This is a genomic window from Microbacterium aurantiacum, assembly GCF_002872075.1.
In the GTDB taxonomy this organism is placed as follows: Bacteria; Actinomycetota; Actinomycetes; order Actinomycetales; family Microbacteriaceae; genus Microbacterium; species Microbacterium aurantiacum_A.
In genome coordinates this window covers 409,801-431,252 of sequence record NZ_PGGU01000016.1, presented here as the reverse complement: position 1 = coordinate 431,252, position 21,452 = coordinate 409,801, and the positions used below count along the sequence as shown (strand labels likewise).

Here is a 21,452-nt window from a genome sequence, read left to right as displayed (position 1 = left end):
TCGGGCCGCGGGATGATCGCCTGAGGCCGTCGCCAGCCCGTCTGAAACAGCCGACATGCCGCCGATAGACTGGGAACCATGTCCAAGGTCCTCCAGTCCCTGCCCGTCGGCGAGCGCGTCGGCATCGCCTTCTCGGGAGGGCTCGACACCTCCGTGGCCGTCGCGTGGATGCGCGAGAAGGGCGCGGTGCCCTACACGTACACCGGCGACCTCGGGCAGCCCGATGAGGGCGACATCGACTCGATCCCGGGCCGCGCCCTGGAGTACGGTGCCGAGGCCGCGCGGCTGATCGACTGCAAGACCGCCCTGGTCGAGGAGGGCTTCGTCGCCCTCGCCTGCGGCGCCTTCCATATCCGCTCCGGCGGCAAGACCTACTTCAACACCACGCCCCTCGGCCGCGCGGTCACCGGCACGCTGCTGGTGCGCGCGATGAAGGAGGACGGCGTCGACATCTGGGGCGACGGCTCCACCTACAAGGGCAACGACATCGAGCGGTTCTACCGCTACGGCCTGCTCGCGAACCCGCGCCTGCGCATCTACAAGCCCTGGCTCGACGCCGATTTCGTCACCGAGCTCGGCGGCCGCAAGGAGATGAGCGACTGGCTCGTAGCCCACGACTTCCCGTACCGCGACTCCGCGGAGAAGGCGTACTCCACCGACGCCAACATCTGGGGCGCGACGCACGAGGCGAAGACGCTCGAGCACCTCGACGTCTCGCTCGAGACCGTCGACCCGATCATGGGCGTCAAGTTCTGGGACCCGTCCGTCGTCATCGACACCGAGGACGTCACCGTCACCTTCGAGAAGGGCCGCCCGGTCGCGCTCAACGGCGTCGAGTACTCCGACCCGGTCGCACTGGTGAACGAGGCGAACACGATCGGCGGACGCCACGGCCTCGGCATGAGCGACCAGATCGAGAACCGCATCATCGAGGCGAAGTCCCGCGGCATCTACGAGGCCCCGGCAATGGCGCTGCTCTTCATCGCGTACGAGCGCCTCGTCAACGGCATCCTCAACGAGGACACCCTCGCCACCTACCACGAGCAGGGCCGCCGCCTCGGCCGCCTGATGTACGAGGGCCGCTGGCTCGAGCCGCAGTCGCTGATGCTGCGCGAGTCGATCCAGCGCTGGGTCGGATCCACGATCTCCGGCACCGTCACGATCCGCCTCCGTCGCGGCGACGACTGGACCATCCTCGACACGGTCTCCCCGAACCTCTCCTACGGTCCGGAGAAGCTCTCGATGGAGCGCGTCGGCGACGCCGCGTTCGGCCCGGTCGACCGCATCGGACAGCTCACGATGCGCAACCTCGACATCGCGGACTCCCGTGCCCGCCTCGAGTACTACGCGGGTCTGGGACTCGTGGGCGGCGCAACGGCCGAGCTGGTCGGACGCGTGGCGGCCGGCGAGTCGAGCGAGATAACCGAAGCCGTCCACGGCTCGATCTCCGAGGCCGACGAGTCCCTCGCCGATGCTGTGGACACGGCATCCGAGGGCGCAGCCTTTGACTCCGGCACCGACTGACGCTTGTTCTGCAATGGGGGCGGATGCTGCGGCATCCGCCCCCATTGCTGTGAGTACACCGAACTATCTTGCACACAACTGTGCATGATAGTTACGATGGACGCATGACCATCCGTGCACCCCGAAGTGATGCCAGAGCGAACCGCGCCGGCATCCTCGCCGCTGCGATCGAGACGCTCGCCCACGATCCACACGCCTCGGTCGATGTGATCGCCCGCAGTGCCGGCCTCTCGCGCCGCACCCTCTACGGACACTTCGACGACCGCGATGCGCTCATCCGCGAACTCATCGCGAACGGCGCCCAGCGCTTCAACGCGATCGCCGAATCTGTGGCCGACGCCGACTCCCGGCTCGCCCTCGCCCGCCTCACGGCGCGCCTCTGGCAGGAGGCCGCTCACGTGCAGGTCACCGCCGCGCTCGCACTCGACGAGACCCATGTCGAGCACACGGCCCTCGCCCTCGCCCCGCTGCGCCGCACGGTCGCCGCCCTCGTCCGCCGCGGACAGGACGACGGCAGCTTCCGCACCGACCTCACGGCGCCGACGCTCGCCCGGCTCATCGAGGAGATGGCGCGCACGGTCGTCGCGCGCACCGACGCGGCGAGCGCGGGTGCCGCGAGCCTCGCCGTCCGCGCGGTGCTCTCGATCGCCGGGCTCTCCTGGCGCGAAGCCGACGCGCTCCTCTCCGCGCACCCCGACCTCACCGAGATGCCCGCATGAGGGTCACCCTGCACGACGTCAGCAAGGGCCGCGGCGGGCAATCGCTCCCCACGACGAGCCTGGAGTTCCACACCGGCGCCGTGCGCTTCGCGATCGCCGAGACGGAGCAGCGTCCCACGGTGCTCGGGCTCATCGCCAGCGGCCGGATGCGGCCGGAGACCGGACGGGTGAGCATCGACGGCTCGCCGAACGCCCGAGCGCTCCGGCGCGCGGTGGCACTCGTCGACGCTCCGACCGTCAGCGATCCGCATGCCGACATCGCCCTCGCCGGGGTGGTCGGCGAGGAGCTCATGTTCGCCGGCGTCGGTGCGACGCCGCTGCACGCCCGGCGCTGGCTGAAGAACCTCGGATTCGCCGAGCTGGCCTCGGTGCCGATCGGCGACGTCGACCCCGCCGTGCGGGTGCGCATCCTCTGCGAACTCGCGATCCTGCGCGAGGGCGTCCGCGCGATCGTGCTCGTGTCGCCCGACCGGCACGGCGGCAGCCCCGACGGCTGGTGGCGCATCGCCGCCGAGTTCGCGGACCGCGGCTACGCCATGCTCGTCATCGTCGGCGGTGCCGCCGCCGTGGCGCTCGAGCGGATGCAGGAGCTCGGCGCCGTCAACGCGACCGGCCCCGTCGAGCCGCTGGTGCTCGAGTCCGTCGCCGACGCGGCACCGGCCGCGACATCCGCCCCCGAAGAAACGACCGAGAACGGAGCGGCGCGATGAAGGTCCCCGCGATGATCGCCGCCGAACTGCGGCGCCTCACCTCCAGCAGGATGGGCATCATCGCGCTCGTCGCGCTGGTCTGCGTGCCGATCCTGTACGGCGGCCTGTACCTCTGGGCGAACCAGGACCCGTACAGCCGCTTCCCCGATGTGCCGGTGGCCCTCGTCGTCGAGGACGACGGCGCTCCTGCTCCGGCGACGGGCGTCGACCCGTCCACCGGCGCGGTGCCGGCGTCGACCACGACCGTGAACTACGGCGACGACGTCGCCGACAACCTGATCGAGGGCAACGCCTTCGACTGGCAGCGGATGACCGCAGACGAGGCGGCGGATGCTCTGCGCGAAGGCTCGGTGGATTTCACCGTGACCATCCCCGCCGATTTCTCCACGGCTCTGACCTCGGCCGCAGGCGATGACCCGCATCAGGCACGGATCGAGCTGGAGACCAACGACGCCAACAACTACCTCGCCTCCTCGATGGGGACAGCCGCGGTCGAGAAGATCCGCAGCTCGGTGGCTGAGATGGTGGGCAGCGAGGCGGCGGAGCGTCTGCTCACTGGCCTCAGCGACGTGCGCGACAGCCTGATCTCCGCCACCGATGGCGCGACGCAGCTCACCGATGGGGCGAACACCGCCGCCTCCGGCAGCTCCACCCTCGCGGACGGGACCGCGCAGCTGGCGACCGGCACCGCCCAGCTCGCCGCCGGAGCGAACACTCTCGCCGCCGGCGCGCAGCAGGTCAGCGACGGCAACCGGCAGCTCGCCGACACCGCCGACCACGCCGGGGCCGTCGTCCAGCAGGCGGCGGAGGCACTGCCGCAGGTGCGCGCCGACCTCACCGATGCGATGGTCGCGCAGGGGTTGAGCCCAGAGCAGATCGACCAGGTGCTCGCCGCCCTCGATCCGCTCGCCGGGCGGCTGCAGGACGGGAACGCCCAGGTGCAGACCGCGGTCGGCAAGATCGACCAGCTCGCGGATGGCGCGGCCTCCGTCGCATCCGGAGCATCCGAACTCGCCGGCGGCGCCGGCACCATCGCCACCGGGGCCGCGTCTGCGAACGACGGCGCCGGACAGCTGCGCGACGGCCTCAGCACGCTCGCCGCCGGCACCGCCCAGTTGCGTGACGGCCTCGCCGGAGGCGTCGACGCGATCCCGGCATCCACTCCCGACCTGCGGACTCTGCAGGCCGACACCATCGCCGACCCGGTGAAGGTGTCCAGCGACAAGGTCGCCTCCGCCGAGGACTACGGCGCAGGGCTCGCCCCGTTCTTCGCCGCGCTCTCGGCCTGGATCGGCATCTACGCGCTGTTCCTCATCGTGAAGCCGATCTCCCGCCGCGCGATCACGGCTCTGCACTCCCCGATCCGCATCACCCTGGCCGGGTGGCTGACCCCGGCGATGCTCGGCGCGGTGCAGATGCTCGGCCTCATGGGCATCCTCGCGATCACCCTCGGCTTCACGTTCAACCACCCGCTGGGCACCCTCGGCGTGATGTTCGTCGCGTCGGCGACGTTCGCGGCGATCATCCTCGCGCTGAACGTCTGGCTCGGGTCGGTCGGGCAGTTCCTCGGCCTGGTGCTGATGGTGCTGCAGCTGGTGACGGCCGGCGGAACCTTCCCCTGGCAGACGCTGCCCGCGCCTCTTGCCGCCCTGCACCACGTGCTGCCCCTCGGCTATGTCGTGGATGCGATGCGCCAGCTCATGTACGGGGGCAACCTCGCCAGAGCCGGGTGGGATTTCGCGGTCCTCGTTCTGTGGATGGTGGGCGCCCTCGTGCTGGCGATGATCGGGGTGACCCGGATGACGCACCGTCGCACTCTGCGCGACCTGCAGCCCAGCCTGATCGGGTGACCGCGGATCGCGAGCCTCGGAAAACGCCGGGTGGCGGGTAGGATTCGATGGCGCGCACCCTGAAACGCGCACCGGGACTCGGTGGCACTGAGTTCCAGCACGCTACCCGAAAGAGCTCTCAACGATGACGACTGATTCGCAGGCGACCACTGCACCCTCGAAGCCACCGCTCGGGGTGCGCATCGGCCGCATCGCGTTCCTCGTGGTCGCAGCCGTCATCGTGCTCGCCGTGGCTGCCGCGTTCTTCGTCACCTGGACCATCCAGCGATCGTTCCCGCAGACCGCGGGCGAGGTGGCGCTCGAGGGCCTGAAGGTCGAGGTCACCGTGCAGCGCGACGAACGCGGCGTGCCCACGATCACCGCCGACTCCACCGACGACCTCTTCTACGCCCAGGGATTCGTGCACGCGCAGGATCGCTTCTTCGAGATGGACTTCCGCCGCCACGTGACCAGCGGGCGCGTCGCCGAGATGTTCGGCGAATCGCAGGCGGGGACGGATGCCTTCCTGCGGACTCTGGGCTGGCGCGACGTCGCAGAGCAGGAGGTCGAGGCCATGGATGACACGACCCTCGGCTACTACGAGGCCTACGCCGCGGGCGTCAACGCCTACCTCGACTCGCGCTCCGGAGCGGAGCTCTCCCTGGAGTATGCCGTCATCGGCATGCAGAACCCGGACTACTCTCCCGAGCCATGGGAGCCGGCCGATTCCGTCGCCTGGCTCAAGGCGATGGCCTGGGACCTCCGCGGCAACGTCGAGGACGAGACCGAGCGCGCTCTCCTCGCGGCGACCCTCGACGAGGGCACCGTGCCGTCGACCCTCGAGCAGCTCTACCCGGCGTACCCGTTCGGCGATAACCCGGTCATCGTGCCGAAGATCAGCACCGTGCCCGCCCTCGACACCGGCGCAGAGGCTGCCTACGCACCCGCGACGCCGTCGGGTGACGACGAACTCCAGCAGGCGTCCACGACGGTCGAATGGCAGGAGACCTCGGGCGTCATCGAGGCGGCGAGCGTGCTGGTCGGCGATGTCGGTGAGGGCATCGGCTCCAACTCGTGGGTCGTCGCCGGGTCCCTGACCGAAAGCGGCATGCCGCTGCTCGCGAACGATCCGCACCTGGGCGCATCTCTGCCATCGGTCTGGTACCAGGTGCAGCTCAAGTGCTCCGAAGTCAGTGAGGCCTGCCCGTTCGATGCCGGCGGGTTCTCGTTCTCCGGCCTCCCCGGCATCGTGATCGGCCACAATGCCAAGATCGCCTGGGGCTTCACCAATCTCACCACCGACGTCACCGACCTCTACATCGAGCGGATCGAGGGCGACCAGTACTGGCGCGACGGCGCGCTGGTCCCGCTCGAAGAACGGACCGAGACGATCAAGGTCGCCGGCGGCGACGACATCGAACTCACCATCCGCTCCACCGTGCACGGACCGATCATCTCGGGCCTCGCCGACGACTTCACCGCGCTCGCCGACGACCCGGCACCCGCTCTCGGTGCTCCGGGAGCGACTCCCCCGGCGGGCGGGGACGAGGCGGAGTACGCGGTGAGCCTGCGTTGGACGGCGCTCGACCCCGGCACCGCATCGACCGCCGTGTTCGCCCTCTCCACCGCACAGGACTTCGAGGACTTCCGCCGGGCGGCATCGCTGTTCGACGTGCCCGCCCAGAACCTGATCTACGCCGACACCGAGGGGAACATCGGCTATCAGACGCCGGGTCGCCTCCCGATCCGCGGGGCGGGAGACGGATGGATGCCGCAGCCGGGCTGGGACAGCAGCTACGACTGGACGGGGTTCATCCCCTTCGAAGAGCTGCCGGTGTCGTACAACCCCGGTTCGGGATACATCGTCACGGCCAACAACGCGATCGTGACCGACGACTACGAGTACTTCCTCTCCCGCGACTGGGACTACGGATACCGGGCGGCACGGATCGCGCATCTGATCGAGCGGCGGGCCGCAGCCGCCCCTCTCACCGCCCAGGACATGCGCGACATCCAGATGGACAGCGAGATGTGGGTCGGCAAGCAGCTGGCCATCGCGATGACCGACGTCGACGTCGAGGGAGCGGGTCCCGCCTCGGCCGTCGAGCTGCTGAGCACCTGGGACGCCCAGAACGCGGCATCCTCGGCTGCCGCCGCGTACGCCAACGTGCTGTGGTCGAACCTCGCGCAGAACCTGTTCGCCGAGCGGGAGCATCCGTTGCCCCTCGGTGACCAGGGCCGCATGTCCACCGTGCTCGCCGCGCTGCTCGACGACCCGTCGGACCCGCTCTGGACCAACGAGACGATCGACGTCGACGGCATGGAGGAGATGCTCGCGCTCTCCGCCGAGGAGGCGTACGACGAGCTCGTCGCGCTGCAGGGCGATGTCGTGACGAGATGGAACTGGGGCGATCTGCACGCGATCACCCTCACGAGTGACACGCTCGGATCCTCCGGTATCGCACCGATCGAGGCGCTTTTCAACCGGGGCCCCTACCCGGTGAGCGGCGGGTCCTCCGTCGTGAACGCGACCGGCTGGGAGCTGGGCACCTCCTACGCCACGACCACGGTGCCGTCGATGCGGATGGTGGTCGATCTGTCCGACTTCGACGCCTCCACCTGGAACCACTTCACCGGCGCATCCGGGCACGCGTTCCACGCGAACTACACCGATCAGACGACGGACTGGGCGGCGGGCATCCAGAATCGATGGGCGTTCAGCGCCAAGGCCGTGGACAGGACGACGGTCGACAAGCTGGTGCTGACTCCGGCCGGCTGAGTCCGCACGCCCATGGATCTCGCCGACCGGATGGCGGGCGGCACCGTGCGGCACCGCCCGCCTCTGCAGGTTCAGCTCTGGCGCCGTCAGCCCTTGCGAGGAGATGTTCCCGGAGTCGCGTCGCGCAACGAGCGGAGCATCACGTCGAAGGCGGGCTTCGGCGAGTAGTCGTCCTCGAGGATCGTCGCCCAGCCCTCGCCGGGGAACACGTCGGGAACCCAGGAGTTCGCGTCCGGGAATCCCCACACGGTGAACGACGAGCACGCCTTCACGTTCAGGCACGCCTGGAGCATCCCGTCATAGCGCTCGGCCTGCGTGGCGACCTGCTCAGGGGTCGGGCCGGTCTCCCCCGCGAGCAGCGGGATGCGCACGTCGGCCTCGGTCACGGCGACCTGGAGCCCCAATGCGGCGAACCGCTCGAAGTTCTCCTGCATGGAAGTGTCGAAGCCGTACTGCAGGCTGAGGTGCCCCTGGGCGCCGAACCCGCCGAGCGGTGCTCCGGCGACGAGCATCTCCTGCGCGAGTGCGTAATACGCGTCGGTCTTCTCGTTGACGCCCTCGGCGTTGTAATCGTTGAGGAACAGCACCGCGTCGGGGTCGGCCTCATGCGCCCATCGGAACGCGTCGACGAGGAGCCCGACCGGATCGTCGGAGCAGGCCTTGAGGAACGGGTTCGCCTCGGTGCGCAGCCGCACGCCGCCGTTGTCCCAGGTGTCCTGGAAGATCTCGTTGGCGACATCCCACTCGTAGATCTGGCCCTTGAAATGCCCGACCACGGTGCGGATGTGGTCTTCGAGCACAGTGCGCGCCTCGTCGCAGGTCCACGTCGTGCTCGCCTCGGTCACCCACGCCGGGTTCTGACTGTGCCAGAGCAGCGTGTGGCCGCGCACCTGCTGGTGATTCGCCTGCGCGTAGGCGACGAGTGCGTCGGCCGATGCGAAGTCATAGACGTCGGGAGCGGGTCGGAGCGCATCCCACTTCATGTCGTTCTCCGGCGTCAGCGACGAGAACTGGGCGCCCAGGACCTGCTGGTACTCGGTCGGATCCGCCGGGTCGTACCCCACGAGCTGCTGCTTTCCCCACACGGCGCTGCCGATCGCGAGGTCGATCGGGGCCTGATTGCGCAGGGCTGACTTGTCGGCGTTGCTGAACCCGGGAGGAGCCGCGCTGGCGGCGGTGACGCCGCACAGCGGCAGCACCAGGGAGGCGGTGGCCGCGGCCACCAGAAGCGATCGCATCGATCGGCGCATGGGAGATCTCCTGACATCGTCGTCGTCATATCGCGGCTGGGCCGCGTATATGTTGTTGATTTCAACAAAACGTAGTCGGATGCGCCGCGGAGATGAACGAGTTTCGAAACTCGCGGATGCAGCGAAGGCTATGGGGTCGTGGATGCGACGACGGATGCCGCTGCTGCCCTTCGCGCGATGAGCCAGATGCCGGCGGCGGCGGCGAGGAAGACTCCGCCGAGGATGACCCAGCCCACCAGGCCCAGGCTGATCGCAGTGGCGTTCACGACGATCGGAGCCGCCAGCGCACCGAGAGAGAATCCCATGCCGAAGACGCCCTGGTAGGCGCCGGCGCGCACCGGGTCGGCGAGCTCGAAGCTCAGCCCCCACGCCCCGGCCTGCGACAGGATCTCGGCGAAGGTGTGGGCGATGGCGGCGGCGAGGATCACGGCGATCGCGAACCAGGTCGGCAACCCCGCGGCGAGCGCGTAGACGACGCAGGCGACCAGCATCAGCCACCCCGCGATCAGCGTGACCCGGCCCGCCACTCGCAGGTCATGCGTGCCGCGCGAGGCAGGCACTTGGAAGATCACGACCAGCGTCGTGTTCACGATCAGGATCACCGAGACGAGCACCTCGGGCGCCGTGGTGCTCTGCGTGATCCACAGCGGCACGCCGAGTTCTGCGACGCCGAACTGCATCCCGAAGATCGCCGACAGGATGCACATGAGCAGGTACCGCCGATCGCGCCACGGCGAGCGACGGCGCCAGTCGCTGCGTTCCGATGCGACCGAAGTCGCGGCCTCGACGTCGATCGAGCCGGTCTCGGTGAGCAACGGCGCGATGCGGGCTCGCGAGGGCGCGTCGACCGCGGCGGTCAGCCGCAACAGCGGCAGCGACCCGAATGCGCACAGCAGCCCGGCTGCGGCGATGACGACGCGGTACGCCTCGGCGGTGCCGAGGGCGAGGGCTATCGCCGCGAAGCCCGAGCCGATCGCGATGGAGACGTTGGTGACGGTGCGCAGCACGGCTCGGGCGTGCACCCGGCGCTCGGATGCGAATCCCCGCGCGATGATGGCGGCGCGCGCCGAGTACGCCATCGAGTCGAAGAAGCCAGAGAGACTGGCGAGCACGAGGGCCGAGACGAAGTCGCCGGCGAACGCGTACGCGGCCAGCATCAGTCCGGCCAGCACCTCGAAGCCGAACGTCATCCGGCGTGCGCTCCAGCGGTCGGCGAGCCAGCCGCCGAGGAACGAGGCCACGACGCCGCATCCGCTCGATGCCGCGAGCACCACAGCTGCTTCGCCGCCGGAGAGCCCGATGATCTGGGTGAAGAACAGCACGGTGACGGCGAGGAAGACACCCCGGCCGATCCGCGAGACGGCGGTCGCCGACACCAGCGCCCGGAGCACGGGATCGCTCAGGTCATCGGCGATCCGGGCGAACAGCCCCTTCTTCGACACCACCACCGGGATCTCGTCGGTCGCGGGTTCTGAAGAATGCACCCTTCATCCTCGCACGCGCGGCTCACCACGTCGGATAGCGTGGTCGGATGCCGCAACGCCTGCTCGCGCCTCAGGACGCACCCGCTTCCGTCGTCGAATTCGAGCACGGCGGCGCGACGCTGATCGCCGAGACCTTCGGCGAAGGTGAGCGCACGTTCATCCTGCTGCACGGCATCGGCATGGGGCGCAGCGTGTACCTCGACATCGTGCGGCGCCTCGACGGTCACGGACGCGTGATCGCCTTCGATCTTCCCGGTTTCGGCGAGGCGCCGGAGCCCGCTCGCACTCTCACCATGGAACGTCACGCCGACCTCGTCGCCGCCTATCTCCGCGATGCCGGTGAGGGGCCGGTGATCGTGATCGGCCATTCGATGGGCAGTCAGATCGCGGCTGAACTGGCGAACCGGCATCCCGAGGTCGTCGCAGGCGTCGTGCTCGCCGGGCCCACCGTGAACAGTGCCGCCCGCAGCATCCGCGCTCAGGCCTCCTACCTGTTGTGGGACCTGATCGGCGAGCGGCCGATCGTGCTCTGGCGGGGCGCCCGAGAGTACCTCCGCGGCGGCCCGCATCTGATCAGGAAGATCCGCGCGACAGTCGTCCACGATGCCAAGCGCGCCTACCAGCGCATTACGCATCCGACACTGGTGCTGCGCGGCGAAACCGATCCCCTCGCGCCGATCACGTGGTGTCGCGACATCGTCGCAGCGATCTCGGACGCGGAGCTGCGTGAGATCGACGGGCACGGGCACAGCACGCTGATCAGCGACTCCGGAGGCGCTGCCGAGTACATCCGGCGCTTCGCCGACCGGATCTGACGGGCGGCCGGCCTCCCTCTCTCGGCTGCGCGGCCTCCACAACTCCGGAGAATCGCGGACATCTGACCCACGCAGTTCCGAATTCTGGCCTCAGGCGACGGATCTCCGGAGTTGTGGAGCGCGTTTCGAGTTGAAGATGGGTCCGAGCGTGGCAATGACCTCACCAACCGCGGCGCGAACCGAGGCGGAGTCACCCAGAAGGTCCGCCGCAATGGGCCTGATCGTGATGTAGCCCAGTCGGGCTGCTGCTAGATCTCGCCGACGATCGGTCACCTGCTTCTCCCACCCTTCGTGGTGAGCCTTGCTGTCGCATTCGACGATGAGCCAGCCCTCCACGACGAAGTCGACACGGCCCACGCCGGGTATCTCGACCTGCGTCTCGAACCGAAGCCCCAGCGAGCGCAGGATGAGACGCATGAACGTCTCCGGACCCGACTCCGCCGAGGCGTCGACCAGATCCAACAACGTCGCGAATCGCACCGGCAGTTCGGCGATGATCGCCGCGAGTTGCTGCATCGTGATCAACCTGTGGTGGAGCAGGCTGTCCAGAGTGGCGATCGATGCTCGCGGAGGCTGGCATCGTATCGATTGACGCACGGCGTCGTGCAGCGAGACCACGTGCAGCGGCGCCTCATCAGCACAGGATGCGACCCAGTGAAGAACTGCACCGTCCGGACGCCTCCTGCGACTGCGCGAAAGATGGGGCGCGACGTGAACATGAAGGGCCGGGTTCGAGAGCACGAAGACTCCGATCAGGCTCAACAGCGTCAGGCATGTCAGCCGTCCGCCCACCCGGACGGCGCTGATGATCTCCGGCTTCGTGTCAGGGAGTGCATAGACGCCACGACGCACGCGGAGGAGCCGTCCTTGGCGAACAGCCGCCGTGATCGCGTGCGTCGACATGCCGCCCCGAGTCAACTGCTCCCGGCGGAACACCATCGCCGCACGGATCTCCGCGAGCGCCTCGGCCACAGTCTTGTCCGTGTTCTTCGTACCGACCATCCCGTCAGGATGTCCGCGATCTCCGCACGTCAGGCGGCGTCCGGCGTGATGAGGACGGATTTCTGAGTTGGCATGATTGTGCAGGAGAAGTCGCCACCGCCAGAACTCCGGAGATCCGGCCCGGAATAGGGTCGATTCGCCGATCTGCGCAGGATCAGGGGGCGATCTCCGGAGTTGTGGAGCCCAGACGGATGGGTCCGGACGCCAGGATCGCCCCGCCCCTGACCTACCCGGCGCCGGGCGGGGTCTGCTTCGACTCGGCGAGTTCGTCGACGACGAGGTCACGCTGCCCCGTGGTCCCGTTGCGGTAGGCCTGGCGGCCGACCATGTGGGCGGAGAGCGGGGCGGTCGCGAACTGCATGAGCACGATCGGCGCGACGAGCACGACACCGATCAGGATCCCGCCGATGCTGCGCTGCGACAACGCCACCGCCGCGCAGATCAGCACGAGTCCGAGCACCTGCGGCTTCGTGGCGGCGTGCAGCCGCGACGGCACATCGCGGAAGTGCAGCAGCCCCACGGCGGCGGAGAGGCAGAGCAGGGCTCCGATGAGGATGAGGACGAGCACCGTGACGTCGATCACAGCGTCGGGGATCACGAGACCGAAGACGTTCATGAGGTCGTGTTGTCCCTTCTCGCCACGAACCGGGCGACGGCGATCGAGCCGAAGACGCCGACGGCGGCGATCGTGAGCAGCACGGGGATGGAGCGCGTGTGACCGTTGATCGCCATCTCGGCGCCGAGCACGCACATCACCTCGGTGAGCAGCACATCGGATGCGACGGCCCGGTCGAGGATCGACGGGCCGCGCACGATCCGGATCACGGTCAGGATCGCCGCCAATCCGAACACGACCATGATCGCTGTCATCAGGACGTTCATCGGGCACCTCCGCTTCCTGAGGCCGTCGAAGCGCGCTCGTCGGCCCTGAGCGCGCGGTACTGGGCGGGGTCTCCGAGGGCGCGGACGATCCGACGCTCCCAGCGCAGCACGCCGGCACGCTGCTTCTCCACGTCGTCGCGGCTGCGGACACCGATCACGTGCAGATACAGCACGCGGCGATCGCGATCGGCCTCGACCACGAGAGACCCGGGGATCAACGACGAGACGACTGCGACGTGCGTCATCACCAGGTCATCGGCGTAGCGCAGCGGCACGGCGATGATGGCAGCCCCCGGCTGCCGGCGGAAGTCGAACACCTGCACTGTGACGCTGAGCGCCCCCTGCACGATGGCGAAGAGGAACTGCGCGACGAACAGAGCGGCGTACCAGAGGTTGATCCGCCCGGAGAGCTCGACCGTCGGCAGCCGGAAGACGCGCGTGACGAATACCGCCACTGCGAGCCCGGTGACGAAGGAGAGCACGGTGAACTGCGCCCACAGCAGCATCCAGAGCACGACCAGCCACGCAAGGAAGGGGAGCTGCGCGCGGATGCCGTGCAGAACGCTGCGCCGGTTCTCGGGGCTCATGATTCCACCTCGTCCTCGAGCTGGACCAGACTGACCGGTTGCAGCAGCGATGAGCCGATACGGTCGCAGAGCGCGTAGAGGGGGCCGGCGAAGATCGACAGCGACACGGTGACGACGACCATCCCGGCGGTCGCGACGGTCATGATCGCCGGGATCCGCCGGCGTTCCTGCTGCTCATCGGCCGCCGGGGCGTTGCCGAGGTGGGAGATGCGCCCCTCGGTCTCGGTGGAGTCCTCCTCCTCGCGCCAGAACGCGAGGTTCCATGCGCGCATCAGCGCGTACAGCGTCAGCAGGGAGGTGAGGATGCCGCCGAAGATCAGCACGATCATCAGCGGCGTGCCGACGGATGCCGCCGCCTCGAACAGCGCGAACTTGCCGATGAAGCCGGAGAACGGCGGGAGACCGCCGAGGTTGATGGCCGGAACGAAGTAGAGCACGGCGATGACCGGCGCGACCTTCAACAGTCCCTTCACCCGCAGGATCGAGGTGCTGCCCGCCCGGCGCTCGATGAGCCCGACTGCCAGGAACAGCGTCGTCTGCACGACGATGTGGTGGACGATGTAGTAGACCGTCGCGCCGATGGCCGCGGGGGTCGCGATCGCCAGGCCGAAGATCATGTAGCCGACGTGGCTGACGAGCGTGAACGAGAGGATCCTCTTCAGCTCGGCCTGTGCGACGGCGCCGAGCACGCCGATGATCATCGTCGCCAGTGCCACGATGAGCAGCACGGTGTCGATGCTGTTCTCGGCGAACAACTGGGTCTCGGTGCGGATCAGCGCGTACACGCCGACCTTCGTCAGCAAGCCGGCGAAGACCGCCGTCACCGGGGCCGGCGCGGTCGGGTAGGAGTCCGGCAGCCAGAACGACACAGGGAAGACGGCGGCCTTGATACCGAAGGCGACCACGAGGATGACGTGCAGGACGAGCTGGGTCTCCTGCGGCAGCTCGGACATCCGCTCGGCGATCTGCGCCATGTTCACGGTGCCGAGCGCGCCGTAGATCACGGCGATCGCCGCGAGGAACAGGATCGACGACACCAGCGACACCACGATGTAGACCGCGCCGGTGCGGATGCGCGATTCGGTGCTGCCGAGCGTGATCAGCACGTACGAGGCGACGAGCAGGATCTCGAATCCGACGTACAGGTTGAACAGGTCGCCGGCGATGAAGGCGTTGAAGACGCCCGCCGCGAGGATGAGGTACGAGGGATTGAAGATCGAGATCGGCGTCTCCTCGGCGCCGTCCGCGACACCCTGGCCGATCGAGAACAGGAGCACCGCGAGCAGCACGATGCTGGAGATCAGCACCAGGAGGGCGGAGAGCCGGTCCACGTACAGGATGATTCCGAACGGGACCGGCCAGCCCCCGACCGAGACGGCGAGGGGGGAGCCGCTGTCGACGGCGATCAGCAGGATCGCGGCGATCACCGAGACGGTGGCGAGCGTGGCGACCGTGACGATGACCTGCAGGCGCGCGTTGCGCCCGAACACGAGGGTGATCGCGGCGCCGAGCAGAGGCAGGGCGACGAGAAGGGGGACGAGCGCGCTCACGTGCGGTCCTCCTTTCCGTCGTCGGGTGCTGAGTCGTCGGGTACTGAGTCTTCGGATGCCGCGGCATCCGATCCCGGCCTCGAGCGCTCGACCCAGTCCGCCGGGTGATCCATCGGTGCATCGTCGTGGATGGCCGGGTTATCGCGCATGTGCAGGACGGTGATCGGCGAGGTCTGCACTCCGACGAAGTCGGTCGTGGCCTCCTCCTCGCTCTCGTCGCCCTCGTCCTCCATGACGTCCTCATCGGCATCCGTACGGGCACGAAGGGCGATGTCGGCCTCGTCGTCCTCGACGGTGTCGGCCTGGCCCAGCTGCCAGGAACGATAGATGAGGGCGAGCAGGAACGCCGAGACGGCGAAGGTGATCACGATGGCCGTGAGGGTGAGGGCCTGCGGCAACGGGTCGCTCACCGGTCCGTCGACGCCGTGGAACGGGGCGTTCCCCGGCACCCCCATCACGATCAGCAGGAGCAGGTTCGTGGCGTTGCCCAGCAGCAGGAAGCCGATCAGCACGCGGGTGAGGCTGCGCTCCAGCATCGCGTAGACACCGCAGGCGAACAGCACGGCCATGATCACGATCAGGGTGAGGGAGACATCCATCAGGCCGGCCCCCGCTCTGCCCGCCGGACCGCTGACCCCGTCGATGAGCCCTGTCGCAAGGCCGCGGCCTGCCGGTCGACCTCGGCGCCGAGACTGCGGAGCACGTCGAGCACCAGCCCGATGACGACGAGGTAGACGCCGATGTCGAAGATCGTCGAGGTCACGAACTCCATGTGCCCGAGCACCGGCAGTTCCCACTCCCAGAACGAGCTCGTGAGCGGTGACAGTCCGAAGAACAGCGGAACGACGGCGGCGCCGACGGCGAGGATGAGGCCCCAGCCGAGGAGTCGCCCGGCATCGGTGGGTGCCGCGGCACCGAGCTCCCAGCGGCCGCCCGCGATGTAGCGCATGACGAGTGCCATGCCGGCGACGAGCCCGCCGGCGAAGCCGCCTCCCGGCAGGTTGTGCCCGGCGAAGAGAAGGAAGATCGACACCACGATGATGGTGTGGAAGAGGACGCGGACGATCACCTCGAGCAGGATCGAGCGGTTCTCCGGCTTCATGTTCGGACCACCGACCAGCCACGCCCGGGGGCTGCTGCGATTCTCCGAGGTCTGGACGCGGATGCCCTTGGTCGTCTCCACCAGGGGCCGATGACGGGCTCCGCGCCGGCCGCTCTTCGGCAGCGTCCTGGTGGCGGCGAGCAGGTCGGCGCGATGGGTCACGAACACGAGGGATGCGACGCCCGTCGCCGCGAGCACGAGCACGGACAGTTCGCCCATCGTGTCCCAGCCGCGCAGGTCGACGAGAGCGACGTTCACGACGTTCTTGCCGTGGCCGATGTCATAGGCGATCTCGGGGAAGACCAGGGAGATCGGATCGGCGATGCGCGACTGCGTGGCGACCACGGCCACGAACGCCATGGTGACGCCCACGCCGATCCCGAGGAGTGCCCGGGGGATGCGGCCGACGGAGGCGTTGCGCTCGCCCATCCGGGCGGGAAGGCGACGCAGCACCAGTGCGAACGTCACCATCGTGACGGTCTCGACGAGGATCTGGGTGAGGGCGAGGTCGGGGGCGCCGCTCGTCGCGAAGAGGGCGACCATGCCGAGTCCGGTGACCGACACCAGGACCACACCGGTGTAGCGCTTACGAGCGATCACGGCGAAGACGCCGGCGGCGGCCATGATCGGCGCGACGACCAGCTGTGCGGGGGTGTGCCACGCCGAGAGCTGGAAGCGGTCGACGTCGCTGGCGATGAGCGCGGTCACCTCGGCCGCGACGAAGACGACGAAGATCGTGCCGACGTACACCGGCAGCGATCCCCGCTGGGTGAAGGTCGTGCTGAGCACCGAGAGCCGGTCCACCCCGCGCATCACGAGGTAGTAGGCGTCGGCGGCCGTGAACGGCAGCACCCGGGCGCGCCGGTCCCAGCCCGTGCGGCGGGTGATCCCGAACACGGCGAGGCCGATGAAGATGGAGAGGATCGAGATGCCCAGCGCCGGCTCGAAGCCGTGCCAGAGCGCGAGGTGCCCCGGGTCGGACTCCCGCGAGAGCGGTGCCTCGGCGGTGAGGGCGTAGCCGCGGAGCGCGATGTCGAGCGCCGGGGCGCCGATCCCGGCGCCGATGGTGGCGGCCGCGAGCACGATCGGAGCTGAGAGGAAGCCGACCGGCGGGTCCGGCCAGGCCGTCTCCGGCATCCTGTCGCCGCGATCGTCGCGCTTCGTCCAGAACGCTCCCCAGAGAAACCTGGCCCCATATGCCGCGGTGAGCATGGACCCGACGATGACGCCGATCAACGCCAACAGACCCCAGGGTTCGCCCGCCACCGCGGCGTCGAGCAGGGCGGTGAGTGTGGACTCCTTCGCGACGAAGCCGATCGTCGGAGCGATGCCGACCATCGAGGCCACCGAGATGAATGCCGCTGTCGCCATGACGGGGGCCTGCCGGCCGACCCCGGAGAGCTCGTCGATGTCGCGGGTGGAGAGCTGGCGGTCGATGACGCCGACGATGAGGAACAGTGCCGACTTGAACAGCGCATGCCCGATCACCAAGGCGAGTCCGGCCAGCGCCGTCGCCTTGCTGCCGTAGCCGACCACGACCGCGAAGAAGCCGAGCTGGCTGACGGTGCCGAAGGCGAGGATGCGCTTGAGGTCGGTCTCGCGCAGCGCCTGGATGCCGCCGATCAGCATCGTCAGCACGCCGAGCGAGACGATGATCGGCCGCCAGGGACCGGTGAAGGCGAAGATGGGCGCGAAGCGGGCGATGAGGTAGATGCCGGCTTTGACCATCGCGGCAGCGTGCAGATACGCGCTCACCGGGGTGGGGGCGGCCATGGCTCCGGGGAGCCAGAAGTGGAAGGGGAAGAGCGCCGACTTGCTGATCGCGCCGATGAGGAGCATGACGATCGCCGCATCCACCATCGGCCCGGCCGGGGCGAGGGCGAGGATCTCGGTGATGCTCGTCGTGCCGGCGTCCACCACCAGGAGCACCACCCCGACGAACATGACCAGTCCGCCGAGCGTGGTCACCAGCAGCGCCTGCAGTGCCGCACGACGACTGGCCGCACGTCGGCGATAGTGGCCGATGAGCAGGTACGAGAGGATGCTGGTGACTTCCCAGAACATCACGAGCATGACGAGGTCGTCGGTGAGCACGAGGCCGTACATCGCCCCCGCGAAGCCGAGAAGCACCCCGGCGAACTGACCGAGCCCCGTGGCGTCGTCGTGGAAGTACCAGCGGCAGTAGAGCAGCACGAGCGCGCCGACACCCGTGACGATCAGGGTGAGCACCCAGCCCAGCACATCCATGTGCATCGAGAGCTCGAGACCGAGTTGCGGAATCCAGGGGACTGCTTCGAACGGCGTGGTCTGCGGATCGAGCACCTGCGGGGTGACCACGAGCGCCTGTACGAACGCGGCGGCCGGCACGAGTGCGGCGATGGCGAACGCCCGGGCTCCGAGCCAGCGAACGAGGACCGGCATGAGCAGCGATCCGAGGAGGAACGCGACGAGGAGCATCAGCATCGAGCGACTCCTCGGGGCTCGTCGGCCATACGGCACAGGCGGGCGGATTCACTCCAGTTTACGGGTCGCACATTGCCGGCGGGTTTCGCGGCGATCAGCGACGCGTGATACGGGCCGGGACCGGCGGCCGGCCCGTGCGAGAGTTGACGCATGCACGGGGGATGGATGCGGGAGGCGGCCGGCTGGCTCGGTGCCGTCGCGATCGGCGTGCTGGTGGCCGGGCAGATGGCTGCATCCCCTCGCTCCGAGGTTCTCTTCCGTGACGGCGACTCGCTCGTGGTTGCGCTGTTCGTGCGATCCCTGCTCGATGGACAGGTCCTCGACTGGGCGATGTCCAGCGTGCTCTTCCTGCCCGAGTCCGCTGTGTTCGCGGCGCTCTCGATGCTGCCGCTCGGGGTGGACGGCGTCCTCGCGGCGAACGCCGTCGTCAATGTCGTCGCCCTCTACGGCGCACTCCGGCTCGCAGCCGGGCGTCGGAGAGCGGATGCGGCGCCGGTGGCGTGGTCCCTGCTCGGGCTCGGCGTGTTCGGGCTCATCGCGATGACCGAGACATCCGCATCACGCGATGCCATGCAGCTGGCCTCGCTGCAGCTCACGACGACCTACTATTCGGCGACGGTGGTCGCGGTGGTGGCGTCCGTGGGGATGCTGCGCCGCGCGCTCGACCGCGAGCGACCCCGCCCGCTGCTGCTGATCGCGCTGTTCGCCACTGCGGCGATCTCGACCCTCTCGAACCCGCTGTACGCCGTGTGGGGGACGGTGCCGCTCACTGCGCTGCTCGTCGCCTCCGCGCTCCGCCGGCAAGGGCGCGGACTCGCGCTGGCCCTGGGTGCGGTGCTGCTCGGGGGAAGCGCCGTCGGCATACTCGGGCGTATTCCGCTCTCGGCATGGATCGCCAACACAGGAGCGGCGTACGTGCAGCCCGCTGACTGGATGCGGTCCCTGACGTACTACTCCGGGCTCCTGACCGAACGGCTGGCGACGCCGGGAGGGTGGGTCGCGGCTCTGCTCATCCTGACGCTGCTCGCTCTGGCCGTCCGGCAGACATTGCACCTCGTGCGGGAACCCGGCGAGCGCGGCGCGCTCCTCGTGGCCGCCATGGCCTGGGTGGCTCCGCTCCTGGTGATCATCGGCGCCGTCGCTCTCGGCACGCACGCCGCCCGGTACCTGCAGCCCGCGGTGTTCGCACCGCTGCTCGCGCTGGTCGCGGCACCGCGCGCGCTTCGCCCGCCTCTCCCCCGGCCGCTGCTCGGTCCCCGGGCGCTGCTCGCAACGGCGGCGGTGTTCCTGCTGCTCGGCGGGTTCCTCGGCATCCCGCGCCTCGCAGGGGCGACGCAGCGGCCGGATGCCGACCTCGTCTGCGTGACCGACTGGGTGGATGCGTCAGGTCGCGTCGGCGCCGGCCAGTTCTGGACGGTGCGGCTGCCGAAGCTGCACCTGCGCGACACGGCACAGCTCGTGCAGGTCGATCATCGGCTGAACGGCTACGCCTGGCTGGTCAACCGCAGCGACTTCGCCGTGTCGAAGGTGACGTTCCTCATCGAGGACAGCGCGACCGTGGCGTGGCAGCTTCCGGTCTCCGCCATACCGACCGACCGGATCAGCTGCGGCAGGTACACGATCTTCGACTACGCGACGACGCCGCTCCCGCTCGGTCCGCAGCGCTCCTGACCGCCCAGTCAGCGCGAGGGCGGCGCCGTGGTGGTTCCGGCGCGGAAGCGGCAGGTGAGATGCTGCGTGGTGGCCGGCTCTCCGCGCAGCATCCGTGCCACCTGCTCCCCCGCCGCCCTGCCCTTCTCCACAGCCGGCTGCACGCTCGTGGTGAGGGTGTGCGCACCGAGTCCGTCGACGGTGATGCCGTCGAAGCCGGCCACGCTGACGTCCTGTGGCACCCGCAGTCCGAGTTCCTCCGCGGCGCGGATGACGCCGGCGGCGAGCAGATCGCTCTGCGCGATCACCGCGGTGGGGCGTCTGGTCGGGTCGGCCAGCAGCGTCCTGCCGACCAGCAGACCCTCGTCGATGAAGCTCCCCGCCGCCGCATAGGCCGGCGCATCCGGGAACACCTCGCGCGTGCCGAGGAGCCGATGGATCGTCACGTCGACCGTCGCCGTCGCGAGCTGGTCGGCCGTCACCGGTCCGCGCCGGCGATGGCTGTCCAACGGCAGGGTGACGAGAGCGACGTTCTCGTGGCCGAGGTCGCGCACATGCCGGGCGACATCGGCGGCGGCGGCGGTGTTGTCCAGCATGATGCGCGGGATGCCCTCACCGGCGTCGCCCTCGATCACGACCACCGGCAGTCCGCGGCTCCGGACGACCTCCAGGGAGTCGCGCGTGCGGCCGGAGCATCCGATCAGCACGACGGCGTCGACCGGCGCGCTCGAAAGCGCCAGACCGCCGCCCTCTCCCGGCTCGTCGCGCATCAGCAGGATTCCGGCGCTCAGCTCGGCGAGGCCGTCGGTGAGGCCGTCCATCATCGCGGTGGTGACGGGATCGAGGAAGGCGGTGCGCAGATGCCCCTCGAGGACGACGCCGACGATGCCGCTGCGGCCGCGCCGCAACGAGGCCGCACGCGGATCGGGACCGGCGTAGCCGAGTTCGGCGGCCGCTGCGAGCACGCGCTCCTTCGTGGACGCGGCGACCTTGGCCTTGCCGCTGAACACCACCGACGCCGTCGAGGTCGCCACACCGGCGGTTCGTGCGACGTCGGCGATCGTCGCGCGGCGCGGGCCGTCTGAGCTGCTCATACTCCGAGGATA

The 21,452-nt window shown here is 69.2% G+C and carries 17 protein-coding genes and 1 pseudogene; 7 read left to right on the top strand and 11 right to left on the bottom strand.

The window, feature by feature from the left end; translation table 11 throughout:
• Nucleotides 1-78 precede the first annotated feature (78 nt).
• From argG to CUR96_RS12805, 5 genes are all read left to right on the top strand, one after another.
• Complete coding sequence (gene argG / locus CUR96_RS12825; protein WP_102193685.1) at nt 79-1,524, top strand: argininosuccinate synthase; 1,446 nt, start codon at nt 79-81, stop codon at nt 1,522-1,524.
• 104 nt (nt 1,525-1,628) lie between these two features.
• A complete protein-coding gene (locus CUR96_RS12820; protein ID WP_102193684.1) occupies nt 1,629-2,243 on the top strand; it encodes a TetR/AcrR family transcriptional regulator in 615 nt (204 codons plus the stop codon).
• Complete coding sequence (locus tag CUR96_RS12815; protein ID WP_180969023.1) at nt 2,240-2,953, top strand: hypothetical protein; 714 nt, start codon at nt 2,240-2,242, stop codon at nt 2,951-2,953. Before CUR96_RS12820 ends, CUR96_RS12815 begins: the two co-directional genes overlap by 4 nt.
• Complete coding sequence (locus CUR96_RS12810; protein ID WP_102193683.1) at nt 2,950-4,803, top strand: YhgE/Pip domain-containing protein; 1,854 nt, start codon at nt 2,950-2,952, stop codon at nt 4,801-4,803. The genes CUR96_RS12815 and CUR96_RS12810 overlap by 4 nt, the downstream gene beginning before the upstream one ends.
• Before the next feature lie 124 nt (nt 4,804-4,927).
• The gene (locus CUR96_RS12805; protein WP_102193682.1) at nt 4,928-7,561 is read left to right on the top strand and encodes a penicillin acylase family protein; all 2,634 of its coding nucleotides are present in this window, start codon (nt 4,928-4,930) and stop codon (nt 7,559-7,561) included.
• Between the two features lie 86 nt (nt 7,562-7,647).
• Here the strand turns inward: CUR96_RS12805 and CUR96_RS12800 are convergent, their stop codons facing one another.
• Together CUR96_RS12800 and CUR96_RS12795 are read right to left on the bottom strand one after the other, a co-directional pair.
• Entirely contained in the window at nt 7,648-8,811 is a 1,164-nt protein-coding gene (locus CUR96_RS12800) for an endo-1,4-beta-xylanase (RefSeq protein WP_102193681.1), read from the bottom strand.
• A gap of 128 nt (nt 8,812-8,939) precedes the next feature.
• Nucleotides 8,940-10,295 (bottom strand): MFS transporter, encoded by a 1,356-nt coding sequence (locus CUR96_RS12795; protein WP_245861246.1) that lies wholly within the window; start codon nt 10,293-10,295, stop codon nt 8,940-8,942.
• Nucleotides 10,296-10,342: 47 nt separating this feature from the next.
• Between CUR96_RS12795 and CUR96_RS12790 the strand changes: the two genes are divergently transcribed.
• Nucleotides 10,343-11,110: an alpha/beta fold hydrolase gene (locus CUR96_RS12790; protein ID WP_102193680.1), complete on the top strand. Its 768-nt coding sequence runs from the start codon at nt 10,343-10,345 to the stop codon at nt 11,108-11,110.
• Between the two features lie 90 nt (nt 11,111-11,200).
• Here the strand turns inward: CUR96_RS12790 and CUR96_RS12785 are convergent, their stop codons facing one another.
• The 8 genes and pseudogenes from CUR96_RS12785 to CUR96_RS12755 all read right to left on the bottom strand — a co-directional run bounded on the left by CUR96_RS12785 (nt 11,201) and on the right by CUR96_RS12755 (nt 18,696).
• Nucleotides 11,201-11,902, bottom strand: a complete 702-nt coding sequence (locus tag CUR96_RS12785; protein WP_245861244.1) for an endonuclease domain-containing protein — start codon at nt 11,900-11,902, stop codon at nt 11,201-11,203.
• Between the two features lie 45 nt (nt 11,903-11,947).
• Nucleotides 11,948-12,049 (bottom strand): annotated as a pseudogene (locus CUR96_RS18885) (type IV toxin-antitoxin system AbiEi family antitoxin domain-containing protein); the annotation flags it as partial.
• Between the two features lie 289 nt (nt 12,050-12,338).
• Nucleotides 12,339-12,728: a monovalent cation/H(+) antiporter subunit G gene (gene mnhG, locus CUR96_RS12780; protein WP_102193678.1), complete on the bottom strand. Its 390-nt coding sequence runs from the start codon at nt 12,726-12,728 to the stop codon at nt 12,339-12,341.
• Nucleotides 12,725-12,994, bottom strand: a complete 270-nt coding sequence (locus CUR96_RS12775) for a monovalent cation/H+ antiporter complex subunit F (protein WP_102193677.1) — start codon at nt 12,992-12,994, stop codon at nt 12,725-12,727. Before CUR96_RS12775 ends, mnhG begins: the two co-directional genes overlap by 4 nt.
• Nucleotides 12,991-13,581, bottom strand: coding sequence for a Na+/H+ antiporter subunit E (locus CUR96_RS12770; protein WP_102193676.1), 591 nt, complete (start codon nt 13,579-13,581; stop codon nt 12,991-12,993). Before CUR96_RS12770 ends, CUR96_RS12775 begins: the two co-directional genes overlap by 4 nt.
• Complete coding sequence (locus CUR96_RS12765; RefSeq protein ID WP_102193675.1) at nt 13,578-15,131, bottom strand: Na+/H+ antiporter subunit D; 1,554 nt, start codon at nt 15,129-15,131, stop codon at nt 13,578-13,580. The genes CUR96_RS12770 and CUR96_RS12765 overlap by 4 nt, the downstream gene beginning before the upstream one ends.
• On the bottom strand, nt 15,128-15,730 hold the full coding sequence (locus tag CUR96_RS12760; RefSeq protein ID WP_245861242.1) for a Na(+)/H(+) antiporter subunit C: 603 nt from the start codon (nt 15,728-15,730) through the stop codon (nt 15,128-15,130). Before CUR96_RS12760 ends, CUR96_RS12765 begins: the two co-directional genes overlap by 4 nt.
• On the bottom strand, nt 15,730-18,696 hold the full coding sequence (locus tag CUR96_RS12755) for a Na+/H+ antiporter subunit A (RefSeq protein WP_102193674.1): 2,967 nt from the start codon (nt 18,694-18,696) through the stop codon (nt 15,730-15,732). The genes CUR96_RS12760 and CUR96_RS12755 overlap by 1 nt, the downstream gene beginning before the upstream one ends.
• A 150-nt stretch (nt 18,697-18,846) precedes the next feature.
• On the opposite strand from CUR96_RS12755, the gene CUR96_RS12750 reads away from it, so the two are divergent.
• Entirely contained in the window at nt 18,847-20,367 is a 1,521-nt protein-coding gene (locus CUR96_RS12750) for a hypothetical protein (RefSeq protein WP_102193673.1), read from the top strand.
• 8 nt (nt 20,368-20,375) lie between these two features.
• On the opposite strand, the gene CUR96_RS12745 is transcribed toward CUR96_RS12750, so the two are convergent.
• Nucleotides 20,376-21,440, bottom strand: coding sequence for a LacI family DNA-binding transcriptional regulator (locus CUR96_RS12745; protein ID WP_102193672.1), 1,065 nt, complete (start codon nt 21,438-21,440; stop codon nt 20,376-20,378).
• Between the last annotated feature and the right edge of the window lie 12 nt (nt 21,441-21,452).

Excerpts from the sequence above, each read along its gene's own strand:
- argG (WP_102193685.1), top strand. The coding sequence starts at position 79 with ATGTCCAAGGTCCTCCAGTCCCTGCCCGTCGGCGAGCGCGTCGGCATC.
- CUR96_RS12820 (WP_102193684.1), top strand. The coding sequence starts at position 1,629 with ATGACCATCCGTGCACCCCGAAGTGATGCCAGAGCGAACCGCGCCGGC.
- CUR96_RS12815 (WP_180969023.1), top strand. The coding sequence starts at position 2,240 with ATGAGGGTCACCCTGCACGACGTCAGCAAGGGCCGCGGCGGGCAATCG.
- CUR96_RS12810 (WP_102193683.1), top strand. The coding sequence starts at position 2,950 with ATGAAGGTCCCCGCGATGATCGCCGCCGAACTGCGGCGCCTCACCTCC.
- CUR96_RS12805 (WP_102193682.1), top strand. The coding sequence starts at position 4,928 with ATGACGACTGATTCGCAGGCGACCACTGCACCCTCGAAGCCACCGCTC.
- CUR96_RS12800 (WP_102193681.1), bottom strand. The coding sequence starts at position 8,811 with ATGCGCCGATCGATGCGATCGCTTCTGGTGGCCGCGGCCACCGCCTCC.
- CUR96_RS12790 (WP_102193680.1), top strand. The coding sequence starts at position 10,343 with ATGCCGCAACGCCTGCTCGCGCCTCAGGACGCACCCGCTTCCGTCGTC.
- mnhG (WP_102193678.1), bottom strand. The coding sequence starts at position 12,728 with ATGAACGTCTTCGGTCTCGTGATCCCCGACGCTGTGATCGACGTCACG.
- CUR96_RS12775 (WP_102193677.1), bottom strand. The coding sequence starts at position 12,994 with ATGAACGTCCTGATGACAGCGATCATGGTCGTGTTCGGATTGGCGGCG.
- CUR96_RS12770 (WP_102193676.1), bottom strand. The coding sequence starts at position 13,581 with ATGAGCCCCGAGAACCGGCGCAGCGTTCTGCACGGCATCCGCGCGCAG.
- CUR96_RS12760 (WP_245861242.1), bottom strand. The coding sequence starts at position 15,730 with ATGGATGTCTCCCTCACCCTGATCGTGATCATGGCCGTGCTGTTCGCC.
- CUR96_RS12755 (WP_102193674.1), bottom strand. The coding sequence starts at position 18,696 with ATGCTGATGCTCCTCGTCGCGTTCCTCCTCGGATCGCTGCTCATGCCG.
- CUR96_RS12750 (WP_102193673.1), top strand. The coding sequence starts at position 18,847 with ATGCACGGGGGATGGATGCGGGAGGCGGCCGGCTGGCTCGGTGCCGTC.
- CUR96_RS12745 (WP_102193672.1), bottom strand. The coding sequence starts at position 21,440 with ATGAGCAGCTCAGACGGCCCGCGCCGCGCGACGATCGCCGACGTCGCA.